Source organism: Prevotella sp. KH2C16 (genome assembly GCF_900113305.1).
Lineage (GTDB): Bacteria > Bacteroidota > Bacteroidia > Bacteroidales > Bacteroidaceae > Prevotella.
In genome coordinates this window covers 124,337-143,330 of sequence record NZ_FOOW01000006.1, presented here as the reverse complement: position 1 = coordinate 143,330, position 18,994 = coordinate 124,337, and the positions used below count along the sequence as shown (strand labels likewise).

The window sequence follows — 18,994 nt, the reverse complement described above, 5'->3', positions numbered from 1 at the left end:
GCGTGGCTGACCCTCACACTTTCTAAAAAACAACAGCATTATGGAAATCAAGGCAATCCGCATGTTCGACCATGGGTTCATGAACCAGGCGTTCGCCTTTGGCGGAGAAGAAGACAAGGAGCATTTCGATGAGCAGATTATCTATCGCAGCAGTCTGCAGAACTTCCTCATCGACACCGGCAGTGAGGTGATACTCGTTGACACCGGCTTCCAGAACGGCTTCAAGGCTCCCGAGAAGAAGCTGGGCGCGCCGCTCTACATGGGTGAGAAGATGGCCGACTACATGGAGGCCTTCGCCGCCCTGGGCTACGAGCCCGGGCAGGTAACGAAGATTCTCATCACCCACAAGCACCCCGACCACTCGGCCGCCCTGCAGTATTTCCCGCAGGCCAAGGTCTACATCTCGTCCGAGGACGCCGATGCGATGAAACTCGAGGGCGAGAACATCGTGCGTGCGACCTATGCCGACGGCCCCTGCTACAATTTCCCCCGCGCCCAGAAGGTAACCGAGGGCATCTGGTTCGTCGAGGCCAAGGGGCACACCAAGGGCAACAGCATCGTCATCGTGGAGGCCGACGGGCTGTTCTATCTCATCCACGGAGATGTAACCTACTGCGACGCAGCCCTGAAGGCCAATAAGCTCAGCATCGTTTTCGAGGACATCAAGGCCGCCCGTCAGACGCTCGATCGCGTGAGGGAGTTCGTCGGCACCCATCCCACCGTCTATCTTTCCACCCACTGCCCCGAGGGCTACGAGAACCTCGAGATGAAGCGCGTGATGAAGCTGTAAGGACACACGCCATGGAGAGAAATCGCGAAATCATACGCACCAGCGTCGTCGGCATAGCCGCCAATCTGCTGCTGGCCGCCTTCAAGGCCGTCGTCGGCGCGGTGGCAGGCTCGATAGCCATCATCATGGATGCCGTGAACAACCTGAGCGACGCGCTCTCGTCGGGCATTACCATCCTCGGCACGAAGCTCTCCGAGCGACCTGCCGACCGCATGCATCCCTTCGGTCACGGCAGGGTAGAGTATTTCTCAGCCATCGTCATCTCGGTCATCGTACTTGCTGCGGGCATCAGCTCGCTGGTGGAGTCGCTGCAGAAAGTGCTCCATCCCGTGCACCCCGACTACACCACGCTTACGCTCGTGGTCGTCTCGGTGGCCATCGTCGTGAAGCTGGTGCTGGGTCGCTATGTCAAGATGCAGGGGCAGAAGCTGAAGAGCGACGCCCTCAAGGCGAGCGGAGCCGATGCACTCTTCGACGCGCTCATCACCCTGGCGACGCTGGTGTCGGCCATCATCATGCTTGTATGGGATGTTTCCATCGATGGCATCCTCGGCACCGCCATCTCGCTGGTCATCATCAAGTCGGGTGTCGACATGCTCAAGTCGCCCGTCAACGAGTTGCTGGGCTGCCGCATCTCGGGCGAGCTGGTGAGACGGATCAAGGAGGAGGTGATGGCCTTTGAGGGCGTGAACGGCGTGTTCGACATTATCCTCCACACCTACGGCCCCGACACGATGATCGGCTCGCTCCATGTGAGCGTGCTTGATACGACCTCGGCATCAGCTATCCACCTCTTGGGACGCCGCATCTCGGAGTGCCTCTACAGCCGGTTCGGCATCATCGCCACCGTGGGCTTCTACGCCATCAACACGAGCGACACGACCATAGCACGGATACAGCACGATGTGATGAAGCGCGTGTTCGGCTATCCTGGCATCCGCTCCGCCCATGGCTTCTTCGTGGACCGGCCGGGAAAGGCGATCATCTTCGACATCATGCCTGACTACGAAGTGAAGGATGACGCTGCGTTGTGCGCTTCGCTGGTTGCGTCGCTGAAAGCCGATTATCCCGACTATAGCTTCGATATCGCCATCGATCATAACTATAGTGAGGAGTAGAGGGAGCTCCACCTGTCTTCCTTCTGCAGAGGATATGAAACCTTACTCCTAACCCTCTCCCAAGGAACGGGAACAAACCCAGGAGGAGGACCATTGGCTTTTATTCTTTTTCAAATCTTTGGGCAGATTATTTTTCGCGAGAATCTCAAGGCGATTCTGCCCGTTTTTAACAAAAAATGAGTATATTTGCCGACATGAAGATAGCAGGAAAAGACATCAATCTGTTCGGCCAGACCGACAGGCCCGCGGCAACGGTCTACCTCCACACCGTACGCGGCGAGGGATACGCCGTCTGGGAGGAGTGCTTGAAGATGGGCGCAGGAGAATTCACGCTGGTGGAGGTGAGCGGTGTAGATTGGAACGACGACCTGTCTCCGTGGCCCATCGACAAGCTTTTTGCCGATGACGAGCCCTGCGGCGGAAAGGCTGGGGAGTGGCTCGCCGTGCTGACGGGAGAGGTCATCCCGCAGGTGGAGGCAGGACTGCCGGTGTCGCGGCGTATCGTGGCTGGCTACTCGCTGGCCGGGCTGTTTGCCCTGTGGTCGACCTATAACACCGATGTGTTCAGCGGAGTGGTCTCTGGGTCGGGGTCGCTCTGGTATCCTGGTTTCATCGATTATGCGCGCAGTCATCCTTTTTGCCGTACGCCCGAGGCCATCTACCTCTCGCTCGGCGACAGGGAGCGCTTCTCGCAGATAAAGCTGTTGACGACCGTGGAAGACGCCACCCGCAACCTTTATGAGTATTATCGGCAGGCTGGTATCAACACGGCATTCGAGCTCAACCCCGGCAACCATTTCCGGCAGGGGGCATGGCGCATGGCAAGGGGCATCTCGTGGATGCTGCGGCAAGGCGAGGACAGCCACGAGGCAGCCACCTTGTGAATGGCTGGCGGGCAGCGGACTATCCGCCCCACGCTCTTTTAAAATATCTTAAAAGAGTGGCTGCATCATGCAAGGTTACGGCCTTTCCGCGTTTAATAAGAGAAAACCTTTAAAAAGAACAAGGGATGAAGAATCACAAGTTATTTCTCACTCTCTCCCTCCTCGTCGTGGGGATGACCGTGATGCTCGTTTCGTGCGGCGGCGACGATGAGGAGAATCAACCCATTATCTGCATCATGGATTCGATGGTCGACATGACCGACGACGGCGTGGCCCAGTGGCCCGGACTGACGAAGGTGTCGAAGGCAACCTTTGAGAGCCAGATTATTGGCCACGGCTGGTATTGCGAGGAGAGTTACAATGTCTTGTCGCACGGTGTCTTCGGTCCTTCCACCAGTAGGAGGGGCATGTACGGGGTCGGCTTCGTACACTATTACTTCGACCGCGACTCCGTTACCAGTTTTGTCTACAACGATGCCAGGGGCTTTCAGAACGGGGGACTGGGCTATGTGCGCGACGCCTACACCTACGATGAGACCGACAACGGGGTGTATGTAGGCGGCAGGCGGCTGCTGCAACTCAGTCTCAGCGGCCTGGCCGACGGGAGATACCTCTACGCCATCGAGGGCAAGGGAACGCACTCCGACGGCTCTATTGCCTACGCCGTGTCGATATTTCGACAGATGAGCCCGGGCGAGCTGTCAGCCATCCGTCGCAACTATTCCGTCAGGTGGCGGTGAGGCTCTCTGTGCGATGCGGATATTCCGCCTGCTTCACCCTAAGAGCGATTGACTAAAAAAACAAAAGACTATGAAGAAGAAAAACCTCTTGGCGACGCTCCTCCTCGTGGCGGTCGCCTTCACCCTTGCCTCGTGCGGCGACAGACTCGACGGCGACTGGGATCCCATGAAGTGGCGCGCCGATGTCCCGGTGGACAAGGAGCACAAGGTGCAGGTACCCTCGCAGGGCGGCACCTACACCTTCACCTGCACCAACTACTCCAGCATCTGGCTGGGAGGTGGCAGTGTCAAGGAAGACGGTGTCTACCTCGACAGACCCGACGGCATCTATCACATCGCGGGCACATGGAGCGACAGCAAGGTGGAGAAGAATGTGCTCACCATAACCCTCCAGCCCAACGCCACGGGCAAACGGCGCGTGCTGGAGGTGCATCCTACGGCGGGGGACATCTTCGCCCGCTTTATCTTCGAGCAAGAGTAGGCTTCTGCATGGAGATTTACACAGAGAAGTAACTGATAAGGAAAGAAATATACGATGGGGAAAAGAGTTTTATTCATCCTCCTGCTGACATGGACGACAGTCTTTGCCTGGGCGGGGGACACGATCAGGCTGCAACTGAGGGACGGCGTGGCCGACAAGGAATTGCAGGAAGTGCTGTTCTTCGAGAACATCTTCGTAGAGCAGGTAGACTTTTCGGGTTCCGGTCTGCGCGGCAAAAGCTATGCCGTCACCCTTGATGAGTTCAAGGAGGGAAGGCTCGTGGCAAGTTCCGTCTTGTTTGATGGGACAGAGGACGACATCTTCCGTGTCAAGAATGATGGGGCTTCATTGCGCTTCTTCTTCAAGATAGCCGGCCAGAAATTGAAAGTGAGTCTGCATGGCAGTTTCTTCTCAAGCAAGACCAAGTATTTCGGGCTCGATGCGGACACCGATTCCTACACAGTGAAGGACTTCTTCGGCAGAAGCGAAGAAATGCAGGTAGGGCTTCATGAACGCAGGGCTCTTTTTGCCGTTATCACGCCTACGCGACATGTCGACGGCACAGCCTCCTATTGCGAGGTCGTGCAGTCAGGTGTAAGGCCGGAACAACTGGGCGATTATTTTCATATTCCCCACTATTTCCTTGTGAGTATTGAGTTCAGATAAAATCCCTGATTAGGGCGGGCAAACCGGGGAATATGTTTTTTTCTTGTCTTTTTCTTGCATAGCCGAAAAAAAATATACATATCTTTGCATGGGATAACAAAAGTATTAGTGTACCATAGAGATTCAGATAACCTCCAGAACAAGTCTCTCTACGATAAGAATGTGCATGCGTTGTTTAGGGTTACCAAATAATAGAAAGGACAAAAATATGTGTATCAAGGGTGTATGGCAAGAATTCTTGCAACTTTCGCAAGAAACCCTTCAGCGGAGGTGAAGAACTTTTGAATAAGACCTGCACTTATACCAGACCTTTTCAAGGCGGGTCAGTCCCACCAGAAAAACCAGTAGGACGACTTTGGAAGGGCTGCCTTCCATGCTGAGATACTTCCGTAACCTTGGGAGATGGAGTCTTCGCAATAGGCAAAATGCTCCAGTGCTGTCTCTTCGAGGTTGACCGCCGAGAAGGGTCTCGTCAGAAAATACTGCACCGTATCGCCGCCGATGGCTGCCGGAACGGCACCGTATTGCTCATACCAATACCGGGCTACGCTCATGTGTTGCTCTGTTTCGGGACATTCATTCCACCCTCCGTAGGGGAGATAAGCAAAGATTTGCCACGGCTCCTTGACGGGAATCTCGAGAAGTACGGCGACCGCCGTGTCGGAAGCTTGCGTCAGCACACTCATCGCTTCGACCTCGTCAGCGTCCACTTCCTCGCCTATGACATCCCGCTGCCACCAGCCTTCGCCTTGAGTATCCACAAAATCCTTCTTTTCCTGAAGAGTTTCTGTCAAAAAAGCCTTGCCATTGCCCACGGGCTTATGGAGCTGTTTTTCGCGCCATTGTGTGAGGATTTGAAGGGAAGGTTCCGTCGGCTCTGTGCCGTCGTTGCTCTCTATGGCGATGTTCATCGAGTCTAAGAGAATCTCATCTACATAAGCTATGCACGGCCAAAAGCCTTCTTTCCTGCCGCGCTCCAAGGTCTCTTGATAGCGCGCTGTTGCCTTCTCGTCGGTACAATCGCTGCCCAGGATTGTATAGTTGCAATCTATGAGAGTGGTAAACTGGCGTACGGTGTCCTCCGTAGCCGCCCTCTGTTCCTGCTCCTCGCCTTGGACGCGCCTGTTGTAGGCGGCGTTTCGATAGCTTTTCACGAGCGGGATGTAGCGGTAGACAAAGTAGGCTAGCATCAGCGCGGGAGCCAACGGACTTCCTCCGACCATGAGGCGGCCGACGAGGACGAAGCCCGTGGCGGCAATGACGGCTCCCCAGAGCCATAGCTGTCGGCGCAATAGTCGGCACACACCCTGCCAGTCTTCCTTGTCTATCATGGTCTCGAGGTCGAGCCCCATTTGTGCCTCCTGCCGTCTTTTGCGCTGGTAGAGCAGAATCCAGACGGCGAAGAAGACGACCAGTCCTATCACGATTGCCAGTTGTAAGTCCATGTCCTGTAGTTTTAGATTTGTTGCTATTTCGGGAAAGTTGTCTTCTCTTCCCGTTATTTATCCGGGCAAAGATACGGTTTTTTCTTATAATTATCCCTGTTTTCCCGTTTTTTTTGTAAGTTTGCAATCAGTAAAACGGTTTTTCAGAAAGATGAGACAATTGATTGACTGCTTCCTGCCTTGCGATGACTTGGGTGCGCTGGAGGGCACGCTCGAGGCCTTGAGGCAGAGCAAGACCACGCGATATATTTATCTATTGGTGTCGGCCGGGTTTGCCAGGGACGCCCGTGTTCCTGGCGACTGCCGACTGGTAGAGGTAGACTCGCCGCTGTCCGTGGCCACGATGCTCCAGATAGCGGCTCGGGCCGAAGTCGAGTATGTGCTCCTGAGCCAGAAGGCCACACCCTTCAGCCTCGGCTACTACGCCCTTGAGCGCATGTTGCGGGCGGCTGTTGACGAGGATGCCGCCCTGCTTTATGCCGACCATTATTCCATGGAGGATGGCGAGCGGCGCAGTCATCCGCTGATAGACTATCAGAAAGGGTCGCTGCGCGACGACTTCGATTTCGGTCAGCTGCTGCTCATCCGGTCATCGCTGCTTCGCGAATATGCCGCCTTGCCGCATCCCGATTATCACTTTGCGGGGTTCTACGACCTGCGCCTCTTCCTCTCCCGTAGTGGAGAGATATTCCATCTGAACGAATATCTCTACACGACACGGGAGGCCAGGGCACACAAGGAAGGCGAGCGGCAGTTCGACTATGTGGACCCACGCAACCGCGAAGTACAGGTTGAAATGGAGCGAGCTTGCACCGAGCATCTCCGTGAGATGAGTGCGCTCATTGATTCCTCGCTCCATGCGCAGCCCGACTTCGGCGAACAGGACTTTGAATTTGAGGCCTCGGTCGTCATCCCCGTGTACAACCGTGAGCGGACGATAGCCGACGCCGTGCGGTCGGCCTGCAGTCAGCAGACCGATTTCAGGTTTAATGTCATCGTTGTAGACAACCATTCCATCGACCACACGCCGCAGATTATCGACGAGCTGGCGGCTGCGGATCCGCAGGTGTGTCATCTCGTCCCAGAGCGCGACGACTTAGGCATCGGCGGCTGCTGGAACATGGCCGTGCACGATGTGCGCTGCGGCCGCTTCGCCGTGCAGCTCGACAGCGACGACCTCTATTCCTCGCCCCACACCCTGCAGCGCATCGTCGATGAGTTCCACCGGCAGAAGGCGGCGATGATCGTGGGTTCCTACCGCATGTGCGACTTCGACCTTCACACGCTGCCGCCGGGACTTATCGACCACCGGGAGTGGACCGAGGAGAACGGCTGCAACAACGCCCTGCGCATCAACGGACTGGGCGCGCCGCGCGCCTTCTTCACGCCGCTGCTCCGGCAGATTGGTTTCCCCAACACCAGCTACGGAGAAGACTACGCCGTGGGGCTGGCTTTCTCACGCCACTACCGCATCGGACGCATCTATGACGAGCTCTACTTCTGCCGCCGTTGGACAGGCAACAGCGACCATGCGCTGAACATCGAGCGGACAAATGCCAATAATCTCTATAAAGACCGGCTGCGCACGCTGGAGCTGAACGCCCGCCAGCGGATGAATACGGGGACTGCCGACCCTCTCATGGGCGACAGTCTGCAACGCTTCTTCAACCGGCAGCTTGAGGTGTGGGAGGATGCACACCGCCACTTTCACGATCTGAAGTCGGTGGAAAGCTGTGAGCTCTCTTGTGGAGACACCACCCTCCGTGTGCAGTTCAATCCCGCCCGCATGGTCTCCACGGGGGCGAGGATCGACCGCAGGAGTCTTGCGGAGCGTCCCTGCTTCCTCTGCGACGAGAACCGTCCGCCACAGCAGATGAAGAAAGGCCTGGAATCCCGCTTTCAGTTACTTGTCAACCCGTATCCCATCCTGCCCGAACACTACACAATCCCCGCCGTTGCGCATCAGCCCCAGGCCATCCTGCACAATTATGGCGAGATGCACCGGCTGTTGGAGCGCTTTGCCTATCTGACGGTGTTCTATAACGGTCCGCGCTGCGGCGCGTCGGCACCTGACCACCTGCACTTCCAGGCTGGCACAAGCGGCATCCTTCCCCTGCAGCGAGAGTGGCAGCGACTGAGTCGTAGCCTGCAGGTCGTAGTAACGCTCGGCGATGATGCCACTCTCTCTCTGTTGCATGACTTTCCCGTCCCGGCTTTCGTCATCCGCAGTAGGACGAGGGAGCCCGACACCAGTCTCTTCCGTCAGCTCTACAAGGTGTTGCCCGTGCAGGAGGGCGACACAGAGCCGATGATGAACATCGTGGCATGGCGTGCGGCCGACGAATATGTGAGCGTGGTCTTCCCCCGTCGCAAGCACCGCCCTGACTGCTATTACCGGTCGGGGGCGGATCAGATGATGGTCAGCCCCGGTGCGCTCGACATGAGCGGACTCCTGATAACGCCGCGAGCCGAAGACTTTGCCCGTATGGATGCAGCCACGGCGGTCTCTATATTAAAAGAGGTGAGCCTTGACGACGAACAGATGGCCGCCGTTACGGCCGTACTGGAAGACCGCGGGGAGGAGAAAAGCCTGCGCTTTTCCGACCTCTACCGTAAGGAACCCGAGGTGAGCGTGGGCATCGTGAGTGGCGAGGAAATTCATTTTGCCCTCAACCGACCGTATCTCGCCAAGGGCGAGGAAATCAGCGGCGAGCAGGTAGTGAGCTTTGCCGAGGGCGGAATCCTGTGGAACGGCAATCAATACAGGGAACTGAAGTTCACCCCGCAACGGCCGGATGCCTCCTTCTCGCTCCACGATGTTACCATCGGCGTCAACTTCCACTGGGAGCGTAAGGAGATGCAGACCTTCCTCGGGACGCTGCGCTTCGTGGTCGAGGAAGACAAGATTTGCGCCATCAACGAGCTGCCCGTAGAGCAATATCTGGAGAGCGTCATCTCAAGCGAGATGAGTGCCACCTCCAGTCTGGAGCTACTCAAAGCGCATGCCGTCATCTCACGCAGCTGGCTTCTTGCCCAGATGCAGCGGCGACAGCGGCTCGGCGAGGAGACCGACAGCTTCTTCTCGTTCATCAAGAAAGACGACGAGCTCATCCGCTGGTACGACCGTGAGGAACACACTATCTTCGATGTCTGTGCCGACGACCACTGCCAGCGCTATCAGGGCATCACGAAGGAGACCAGCCGACGGGTGGCCGAAGCCGTAAGCGACACTCGCGGACAGATTCTCACCTCGGAGGGCGACATCTGCGACGCCCGCTTCTCCAAATGCTGCGGTGGTATGACCGAGGAATATCAGTATTGCTGGGAGAACACCCCGAAGCCTTATCTGACAGCCGTGCGCGACATCGCACAGGGCATCTCGCCGGCACAGCGGCAGAATCCCGACCTCACGGTGGAGGCCGAGGCCGACCGCTGGATACGCACGAATCAGCCGGCATTCTGCAACACGGCCGACCGCAAGGTGCTCGCCCAGGTGCTCAACGACTATGACCAGGAGACGCAGGACTTCTATCGGTGGACGGTGGAGTACAGTCAGGGTGAACTCTCTGCGCTCCTCTCGGACAAGCTGAAGATGGACTTCGGTGCCATCGTGGACCTCGTTCCCGTGGAGCGGGGCAGGAGCGGGCGCATTTCGAAGCTCAAAATCGTGGGTACCGAGCGCACCTTCACCATCGGCAAGGAGCTGGAGATACGCCGTGCGCTCAGTGAGACCCACCTCTACAGCTCGGCCTTCGTGGTCGATAGGCTCGACCTACAGGATGGCATCCCGCAGCGGTTCGTCATCCACGGGGCAGGATGGGGCCACGGCGTGGGCCTCTGCCAGATAGGCGCCGCCGTGATGGGCGAGCAGGGCTATGACTACCATGACATCCTCCTGCACTATTATCAGGGAGCTGAAATCCAAAAAATCTATCAATAACCGCACCCTCCCGACGGCTGCCCTTTGAGGGCGGAGCAGGGGCAGGACGGACAACCAACATGATTCTATGAGAGCAAAGACACCTTGGAGCTGGGTACCGACCCTCTATTTTGCCGAGGGGCTTCCCTATGTGGCCGTGATGACTATCTCCATCATCCTCTACAAGCAGCTCGGCCTGAGCAATGCCGAGATTACCTTCTACACCTCGTGGCTCTACCTGCCGTGGGTCATCAAGCCGCTATGGAGTCCTTTCATTGACCTCATCCGCACCAAGCGGTGGTGGATTGTGTCGATGGAACTGCTCATCGGTGCGGCCTTCGGAGGCGTGGCCTTCACCATTCCCACCTCGTTCTGGCTGCAGGGTTCGTTGTTCTTCTTCTGGGTGATGGCCTTCTCGAGTGCCACCCACGACATCGCTGCCGACGGCTTCTACATGCTCGGGCTCGACGACCACCAGCAGGCCTGGTTCGTGGGCATCCGCTCCACCTTCTATCGTCTGGCCACCATTTTCGGGCAGGGCATTCTCGTGATGATTGCAGGCAACCTGCAAGTCATCTACCGAAATTCCATCAGCTTTTCGTGGAGCCTGATGTTCTATGGCGTTACGGGGCTCTTCATAGCCCTCTGGCTGTGGCACGCCTACATCCTGCCGCGCCCCCGCGAGGACGCGCCCCGCCGCGACATCTCCGTGCTGACCATCTGGCGGGAGTTTCTCAACACCATCAAGACCTTCTTCCGCGTGGAGCATGAGGAGGTGGTGGAACATGCCGACGGCAGCCGTGAGACCGTGAGCCGCTGGAGCTGGCGCAGCGATGCGCTCGTGGGAATCCTATTTATGCTGCTCTATCGCATGCCTGAAGGCCTGCTGGCCAAGGTGTCGGCTCTCTTCCTCATCGACGCACGCCACGGTGGCGGACTGGGTCTCTCACCCCAGGAATACGGGTTGGTGCAGGGCACGGTGGGCGTGGTAGGCCTCACGCTGGGCGGTATCCTCGGCGGTATGGCGGCCGGCAAGGACGGACTGAAGAAGTGGCTCTGGCCGATGGTAATGGCCATCACCATTCCCGACCTCGTGTATGTCTACATGAGCTATGCGCTGCCCACGAGTCTGCTCACGGTGAACGCTTGTGTCTTCCTCGAACAGTTCGGCTACGGATTCGGTTTCACGGCCTACATGCTCTACCTTATCTATTATAGCCGCGGAGCATTCAAGACCAGCCACTATGCCATCTGCACGGCTTTCATGGCACTCTCGATGATGATTCCCGGCCTGTTTGCCGGTGCGCTGCAGGAGGCTGTGGGTTACCGCATGTTTTTCCTCATCGTAGTGGCCTTCTGCTCCGTAACCTATCTCGTTACCGCCTTCCTCAAGATCGACCCGCACTTCGGGAAGAAGGAGGAATAATCCTTCATGTCGATTCTTTCTCAAGGAAAAGGGTGAGATAAATATTGTAGGGTTTTGGGTTTATCAGGTTGCTAACGGTTTACAATGTCAGACAGACAAAAGGAGCGTGATTCATCACGCTCCTGCAAATTTCTTTTTACGGCCTCTCCCTGATTTCCTCCTGCAGAGGCAGATTGGCTATTGGCTTTTATTCTTTTATTCCTAATCCGTTTCTTCTTGGGAGAACCGTCGGTCGTCTGCAAGCAATCGCTGTCGGTATAGCAGGTGCGACGGACAAACGAGGAAGATAATGGCTGGGGGAGAAGAGGTTACTCCTTATTCCCTATTTCTTTCATCACCTTTGAATAGGCCTCCTCTATTTTCTTCCGGTCGTAGTTCCACGGTCCGTCGCCATATTTGACGGCCTGCCGGGCGGCATCAAGATATTGTTCTTTCTCCCGGTAGCCTTGGTCGGTGAGGAGACATTTCAGGAAGACAGGGAAGTAGCCCGACTTCTTCAGGTAGATGCCCAAGCAGTAGGTGTATTTATCCTGAAACGGACGGATGATAGGAAAGTCGACTACGAAGACGGGGTCGGCGTTGAAGTCGCGCCTTGCCTTTTCGCCTCCATAGGCGGTGATGTATTTCGCCCATTCTGGCTTGAGCCAGGCTTCGTGATACGGGGGAAGACCGTCGTTCACCGCGCCGAACAGCTCGTTCTGAAGCTGGATGTTGGCGGCGCTGCCGTCGCCCGGCTCCCTCTGGTAGAGCCTTGTAAGCAGGGTAAGCAGGGGATAGAGCAGCTTGCAGTCTCCGCCTTGCGACAGGGCCGTCATCCAGTAGGTGAATCCGCCGTACACGGCACCGGACTTACGGCTCAGGTTAGGCCCGTAGACAAGGTTGTCCTCCTCCCCTACATAGAATCCTTTCGGTATGTTCCATTCGATGTCGAATTCCGATTTCACATATGCGCATTTCCGTTTCTGCCGCTCGCCGGGCTGTGCGCAGACGGCTGCATTCATGAGAAGCAGCATAGCGAGCAATATCAGGTATCTCATTATCTTGAAGGTTGGGTTAGTGTCTACTTGGCCGACATCGCCTTTTTCCCCACAGCCTTCATGCCATGAGGAATATTTTATAAATATAGCGACAACACAGAAACGGTGTCATTCCCCGCCGTGGAATTTAATCTTTATTAAACAACAGGCAGCTGTCAAGACTGCTTTTTGGGCAATTTTAAACTGAGGATGCCGCAAAAAGACCAGCCAAGACGCCAAACAGAATACCGCAAAGCCGTCAGTATTTAGTTCCCGGACGGAAGCCGTGGCAGCCCGTTCCCTTGTTTTCATCTTGTTTCGGCTTTTTGTGCCCTTGCCTTCCGCGGTGAGAACTGCGGGCAGTTAACGATATGGTTTGAGTTGTATTCCATTATAAATATAACTCTTTTTAATGAAATTAAGTGGGGAATAACAACCCTTGATATCTGTTTGATTTCCGCCCGCAAAGTAAAAGGCCGTTAGAAGGCGACCTTTTAACGGCTAAAAGGAGTGCTTCTAACGGCTAAAAGGAGAGCTTTTAACGGCTAAAAGAAAAATGGGGAATGAGGGTCATGAAATAGAGGGAATAAGAATGTCATCAGGGCGTGATTCATCATGCTCTGCCATTGCGTTTTTTGCAGTATCTTCGGAGCATAATAAATCAATCCTCCACATGTTGCCCTCCCCTTGGGGAACCGTCGGTCATCGACCGAGTAGTCGCTGTCGGCATAGCCAGTGCGATGGACAACGAGGGGGGTAATGGTTAGGGAGAGCTTTTTTATCCTCCTCCCTGTGAGAGGGAGGAGGCGGGGCTTCAGATGGCATCCTTCTATTTCAGGGTAACCTCCACGATGGTGTCCACGCCCTTGGGCACTGCGGGCAACTGGAGGAGCACGCCGTCCTTGGACTTGACTACGCCCACGGGCTGCTTGCCGGCAAACAGGCGTGCCTTGGCCACCTTCTGCGGGGCCACGGGGAGGAAGAGCGATGCATCGCGGAGGTTCAGGATGTGCACATAGAGCGTGTTGCCCTTCTGGGTGGTAACGCCCCAGTCGTGGGGAGCCACGATGCCGCCGCGTGTGCCGTAGATGGTCTCTCCGTTCTGCTTCATCCAGTTGCCGATGGCCTTCAGCCGCTCCATGGCCTCTACGGGCAACTGTCCGTCAGGACGCGGTCCCACATTGAGGAGCAGGTTGGCGTTGCGTCCTGCCGCGCCCACGAGCTGCTGGATGAGGAAGTCGGCGGTCTTGTATTTCTTGTCGGTGATGTCGTAGCCCCAGCTCCCGTTCATGGTCAGGCAGGTCTCCAGGGGCAGCTGGCCGATGTCCTGTCCGGAGAGCCCGTAGGTGTTCTGTCCAGGCAGATCTTGTTCGAACATCTGTATGTCTTCGCCCTTATAGGGGGTGTGGTGGTGGTTGTTGCCGATGAGGCATGCCGGCTGCAGTCGGTGGATCATGGCGTACTGCTCATCGAGTCGCCAGTCGAAGGGCGTCTTGTCGGAGTCGTGGTCCCACCAGCCGTCGAACCAGATGCAGTCCACTTTGCCGTAGTTGGTGAGCAGCTCGGTGAGCTGGCGGTTCATGAACTGGAAGTAGCTGTCGTAGTTCTGTTGGTCGATGGGTCTTCCGAGCTTGCGCCCCGTGCGCCCGAGGGGATAGTCGAGCCTGCCCCAGTCGAGGTGGGAGTAGTAGAGGTGGAGCGAGAGCCCCTCGCGGTTGCAGGCATCGGCCAGCGAGCGAAGCACATCCTTGCCGTAGGGCGTGCCATCGACGATGTTATAGTCCGACTGCTCGGTTTTGAACATGGAGAACCCGTCGTGGTGGCGAGTGGTGAAGGTGATGTACCGGGCTCCGGCTTCCTTGAATGCCTTCACCCATTCGTCGGCGTTGAACTTGGAGGGATAGAACCCGCCGGCCAGGTGGGGATACTCCTCGTAGTTGAGGCTCTTGTTGTTCATCACCCATTCGCCGTCGCCGAGCATGGAGTAGATGCCCCAGTGGATAAAGATTCCGAACTTCATGTCCTGGAAAGCCTTGCGTGCCTCCAGGTTCTCCCGCGTCGGCTGATACTGCGCGAACGCGCCCAGACAGGCCGTCAGGGAAAGGAACAGTAAGATTGTTTTCTTCATGATGTAGTAAATTTAGCAGCCCAAAGTTACGAGAATACTGGCTCATATCAAAGTAAATTCTATTAAAAAAGACTAAAGATTGGCATTTATAGCCCAGTTTGGGATAAAGCTTAGTCGTAACCACAATGAATAGAATTGAAACAACAAAGACTATTAGAACCCTTTTTTAACAATCAGATAGCTATATCTTGATGACGGCTTTTCTTGCGCATGGGCATCCGAACCAGCTGCACCAATATGGACTTTTTAGGGAAAAGGATTACATTGATAGGCATTTCCCTATGCTCTAACCAAGATTTTTTCGTAATTTTGCAAGCGCAAAAGATATTAAAAAAGAAAGAAACAAAGTGATGGAAATTTTAAATTCAGAATGTATGGAATGCAAAAACAACACTAAAAAGCAGACGATGAAGGCTGTCTTCAAGTTCTGTTTACTGACAATGATATTAATATTTGGCGGCGTTCACCAAATAAAGGCACAAGGATTCCTGAAGGGGCTGATGGATGTAGATGTGATAAAGCACGATGGCGGACTGGAGGAGCAGGTTCGTTACCTGCCTTTCAAAGGTAAGACGGGTAGGATTCACTTCTACTATTTCGCAGCCGAGAAGGACGCAGCCGAGAAGTATATCGAGAAGAACAAGTTGACAAGAGTCTACAGCGTTGACCGGGAATACGCTCGTCAGACAGCCAGCACAGCCCGTGCCGAGCTGACCAAGGCTCTGAAGAGCGTACTGACCGCTGACCAAATCGCCCGTTTCAATGACTTGCGGAACAATCCATTCGAGGCCAACATGTATGTATATAATAAGGAGCACAAATGCTTCCCGATGTTTATCGTTTTCGAAGGGGCTGGCAAGTGTATCAATGAAGACCAGATTCGCAAGGTTCTCGGCCAGCTTAGCAAGGTCAAGCTGCCAGTCCTACCCACCACAGGGCTCAAGACTCCTGATGCTTATTATGTTTTCGAGCCGGCTATTCATAAAATATTATAGATCCAACAGGAACCAGACGATGTGGCAGACGATGAGATATTCTCATCGTCTGCCACTTTTTTTTTCGTTTACACAATGCCATCAAGAAGGACAACGGTTATATATCCAATTCATACTCCACCTTAATATATTATATAAGATATAGGGATCTCCCGCTTGTTTTTCTTCCCAGGAGTGGAGATTTTCGTGAAAAAAGCACCCTATTGTTTTTGTTCTTTTGGAAAAATGACTATATTTGCAACTAATATTGTGGGAAACCTAAGTCTTTTGGTAATATATTAATCTTACAATGTAATTATTTTATGGAAAAAACAAAATCAGAACTCAGGCCAAAGGCAATGAGGAGGAAACTTCTTATGGCGGGTCTATGTGCAGTTTCATGGTGCATGTTTCCGATGCTGGGACAGGCGTCCCCGTCGGACAATTATGTCATGATTTCACAGCAGAAAGGCAATGTGATTCACGGCACGGTAACGGATGAGAACGGAGAGACGATCATCGGAGCCTATGTGGTGAAGAAGGGTCAGCGCACCGGTGCTATTACCGATGTGCAGGGCAACTTCACGATAGAGGCCGGCGAGGGTACGGAACTCGTGGTGAGCTGTGTGGGCTTCCAGACCTCCTCGTTCGTGGTGGAGGCCGGAAAGACCAGCTATGCCATCACGCTGAAGGAAGACAACAAGACGCTTGAGGATGTAGTGGTGGTGGGCTACGGCACCCAGAAGAAGGTGAACTTGACCGGATCCATCGCCACGGTTACGGCCGACAAGCTGGTGAACCGTACGGGAAGCGATGTTACGAACATGCTGACGGGCCTGATGCCCGGAGTAACGATTATACAGAACTCCAGCCTTCCCGGTGCCGACGAAGGCATCCTGAGGGTGCGCGGACTGGGAACGATGGGCAATGCCAGTGCCATGGTAATCATAGACGGTGTGGAATCGAGCATGAGTGAGGTGAACCCCAACGATATCGACAACATCTCGGTGCTGAAGGATGCCGCAGCCTCGGCCATATACGGCGTGCGTGCTGCCAACGGCGTGATTCTCATCACCACCAAGCACGGGCAGAAAGGGCGTACGACGGTGTCCTACGACGGCTATGCGGGATGGCAGCAGGCTACGCGCATGCCTAAGTATGTGGGTTCCTACGACTATGCCAGACTGATGAACCAGGCCTATGCCAACGATGGGCAGAACGCTCCCTATTCGGAGACTGACCTCCAGAAGTTCAGAGACGGGAGCGATCCCGAGCGTTATCCTGACTCCGACTGGCTTGACGCCCTGCTCAGCGAGAACGGATTCTTCCACAATCACCATATCGGCATAAAGGGTGGTGGCGACCGCATTACTTATTCGCTCGCCCTGAACTTCTATGATAAGAACGGGCTGATCTATAACACCAACTTCAAGAAGTTCAATGTGCGCACCAATCTTGATGCGCAAATCAACAAGCGGGTGAAGCTCTCCACGAACATCTCTTTCTACAGGAGCAGGCAGCTCACTCCGGCCGATGGCGTGGACAACCTGATTCACTATGCCTTCAGGGAGACTCCCGTAACGCCCATACAGTTTGCTGACGGACGCTATCCTCTTTTCAAGAACGAGCATAACTCCGTGGCCTATTCCCGTATCGGCGGAACCAGCAAAGACATTACGACAAGCTTCCAGGGAAGCCTGGGCCTGACCGTGGACATATTCGACGGCCTGAAATTCCGTGGCATCGCCGCAGGATCCTTCAAGTTCAACGATAACCCCGTGCATACCATGTCCATGCCCTTCTATAAAATGGGCGGCCAGGGGACGGAGCTGGTGAAGACCACCCAGAGCTTCATCTCTGAATATGACACCAAGCATTTTGAGACCAACCTGCAGGCTTATCTGGATTACAACAAGACCTTCGGCAAGCATGCCATCAGCGGCCTCCTGGGCCTGTCGCAGATTTACCAACAGACGCGTTGGCTGAATGCAAGGCGCAAGAACATTCCTAATTCACTCAGCCAGCTGAATGCGGGTGAGGTAACCGGACAGAGCACGGGAGGAACGGAAGTGGAATATGCGCTCCGCTCCGCGTTCGGACGCCTGAACTATGTCTATGACGACAGGTATCTCTTCGAGGCTAACCTGCGTTATGACGGTACTTCGCGCTTCCCGAAGAACAAGCGTTTCGGAGCGTTTCCCTCTTTCTCCATGGGCTGGCGAATCTCGGAGGAAAGCTTCATGCAGTCGGCACGGTCATGGCTCAGCAACCTGAAGCTGCGTCTCTCGTGGGGCCTCTTGGGTAATCAGGAAACCATAAACGCTGACGGGACTGTTAACTATTATCCTTACCAGAACACCTACAGCTACGGATATGACTATAGCTTCAACGACAAGCTGCAGACTGGTATTTCCATCGCAAGCCCCATGGCCAATCAGGACATTACCTGGGAGAAGACGGCACAATGGAACCTCGGTATCGATGCTACACTCTTCGGCAACAGGCTGAACTTCACGCTCGACATCTTCCGCAAGGATACCCGCGACATCCTGCTGCAGCTGCCCATGCCCGGCCTGATGGGTGTGGATCCTCCCATGCAGAATGCAGGAAAAGTGCGCAATACGGGATTTGAGTTCCAGGTAGGCTACAACGACCACATCGGCGATCTCGTCTACTCCGTAACGGGAAACTTCAGCTATGTGCGCAACAAGATTGTAGACCTCAGCGGCGGCGACACGCCGGGACAGTCGGTAGGCGATCCGTTGTGGGCATATTACGGTTATGTGTGCGACGGCATCTTCCGCTCTGAGCAGGAAATCGATAGCCATGTAGCACAGGCAATGGGAGACCCTGTTCCCGGCGACTTGAAGTATCGCAATCTGAATGACGACCAGACGGTGAACAGTAACGACCGCAAGGTGCTGGGCTCTTATTTCCCGAAGGTCAACTATGGCCTTAACTTCAATGTACAGTACAAGGGCTTCGACCTGAGCGCCGTGCTACAGGGGGCGGCTGCCGTGAAGGGACTGCCTGTGGCAGAGATCAGATACGCCTTTTACAATGGTGGCAAGCTGACCGACAAGTATCTTGACAGTTGGACGCCGGAGAATCCGAATGCCTCCATGCCCCGCCTTTCGATGAAGGACGATAAGAATCGGATTATCTCAAGCTTTTGGGTGCAGGATGCGTCTTACCTCAAGATGCGCAACATCCAGCTGGGATATACCCTGCCGGCCAAGGTGCTCGGCAAGTATGGCATCAGCCGGCTGAGAATCTATGGCAGCATCGACAATCTTTTCACTATCTCAAGCTTCGACAGCGTAGATCCAGAGCTGGTAAGCGGCACTTACTACCCGTTGACGCGTAATTATACCTTCGGTCTAAACATTACATTCTAAAAGCATTAT

Annotated in this window: 13 protein-coding genes; 10 read left to right on the top strand and 3 right to left on the bottom strand. The window is 55.1% G+C overall.

Annotation, left to right across the window (positions count from 1 at the left end; genetic code table 11):
• The first annotated feature begins 40 nt into the window (after positions 1 to 40).
• From BM114_RS06255 to BM114_RS06230, 6 genes are all read left to right on the top strand, one after another.
• A complete protein-coding gene (locus BM114_RS06255; protein ID WP_092111522.1) occupies positions 41 to 790 on the top strand; it encodes an MBL fold metallo-hydrolase in 750 nt (249 codons plus the stop codon).
• 11 nt (positions 791 to 801) lie between these two features.
• Positions 802 to 1,908 (top strand): cation diffusion facilitator family transporter, encoded by a 1,107-nt coding sequence (locus BM114_RS06250; RefSeq protein WP_092111520.1) that lies wholly within the window; start codon positions 802 to 804, stop codon positions 1,906 to 1,908.
• Between the two features lie 176 nt (positions 1,909 to 2,084).
• On the top strand, positions 2,085 to 2,792 hold the full coding sequence (locus BM114_RS06245) for an alpha/beta hydrolase (protein WP_092111518.1): 708 nt from the start codon (positions 2,085 to 2,087) through the stop codon (positions 2,790 to 2,792).
• A gap of 125 nt (positions 2,793 to 2,917) precedes the next feature.
• The gene (locus BM114_RS06240; RefSeq protein ID WP_092111516.1) at positions 2,918 to 3,532 is read left to right on the top strand and encodes a hypothetical protein; all 615 of its coding nucleotides are present in this window, start codon (positions 2,918 to 2,920) and stop codon (positions 3,530 to 3,532) included.
• A gap of 70 nt (positions 3,533 to 3,602) precedes the next feature.
• Positions 3,603 to 4,013, top strand: coding sequence for a hypothetical protein (locus tag BM114_RS06235; RefSeq protein WP_092111513.1), 411 nt, complete (start codon positions 3,603 to 3,605; stop codon positions 4,011 to 4,013).
• Between the two features lie 54 nt (positions 4,014 to 4,067).
• Entirely contained in the window at positions 4,068 to 4,679 is a 612-nt protein-coding gene (locus BM114_RS06230) for a hypothetical protein (RefSeq protein WP_255406446.1), read from the top strand.
• A gap of 323 nt (positions 4,680 to 5,002) precedes the next feature.
• Here BM114_RS06230 and BM114_RS06225 read toward each other — a convergent pair whose 3' ends face one another.
• Complete coding sequence (locus BM114_RS06225; RefSeq protein WP_092111511.1) at positions 5,003 to 6,124, bottom strand: DUF4253 domain-containing protein; 1,122 nt, start codon at positions 6,122 to 6,124, stop codon at positions 5,003 to 5,005.
• A gap of 151 nt (positions 6,125 to 6,275) precedes the next feature.
• Here BM114_RS06225 and BM114_RS06220 point away from each other — a divergent pair, with 151 nt between their 5' ends.
• Both BM114_RS06220 and BM114_RS06215 read left to right on the top strand, forming a co-directional pair.
• Positions 6,276 to 10,064 (top strand): DUF4922 domain-containing protein, encoded by a 3,789-nt coding sequence (locus tag BM114_RS06220; protein ID WP_092111509.1) that lies wholly within the window; start codon positions 6,276 to 6,278, stop codon positions 10,062 to 10,064.
• A 67-nt stretch (positions 10,065 to 10,131) separates the two neighbouring features.
• Positions 10,132 to 11,469 (top strand): MFS transporter, encoded by a 1,338-nt coding sequence (locus BM114_RS06215; protein WP_092111507.1) that lies wholly within the window; start codon positions 10,132 to 10,134, stop codon positions 11,467 to 11,469.
• Positions 11,470 to 11,777: 308 nt separating this feature from the next.
• Here BM114_RS06215 and BM114_RS06210 read toward each other — a convergent pair whose 3' ends face one another.
• Both BM114_RS06210 and BM114_RS06205 read right to left on the bottom strand, forming a co-directional pair.
• Positions 11,778 to 12,506, bottom strand: a complete 729-nt coding sequence (locus BM114_RS06210; RefSeq protein ID WP_143089267.1) for a hypothetical protein — start codon at positions 12,504 to 12,506, stop codon at positions 11,778 to 11,780.
• 808 nt (positions 12,507 to 13,314) lie between these two features.
• Positions 13,315 to 14,613 carry an alpha-L-fucosidase gene (locus BM114_RS06205; RefSeq protein WP_092111503.1) on the bottom strand — a complete coding sequence of 433 codons (1,299 nt, stop codon included), beginning with the start codon at positions 14,611 to 14,613 and terminating at the stop codon, positions 13,315 to 13,317.
• Positions 14,614 to 14,987: 374 nt separating this feature from the next.
• On the opposite strand from BM114_RS06205, the gene BM114_RS06200 reads away from it, so the two are divergent.
• Positions 14,988 to 15,608: a hypothetical protein gene (locus BM114_RS06200; RefSeq protein WP_177207063.1), complete on the top strand. Its 621-nt coding sequence runs from the start codon at positions 14,988 to 14,990 to the stop codon at positions 15,606 to 15,608.
• A gap of 338 nt (positions 15,609 to 15,946) precedes the next feature.
• The gene (locus BM114_RS06195) at positions 15,947 to 18,985 is read left to right on the top strand and encodes a SusC/RagA family TonB-linked outer membrane protein (protein WP_369808404.1); all 3,039 of its coding nucleotides are present in this window, start codon (positions 15,947 to 15,949) and stop codon (positions 18,983 to 18,985) included.
• Positions 18,986 to 18,994: the final 9 nt, after the last annotated feature.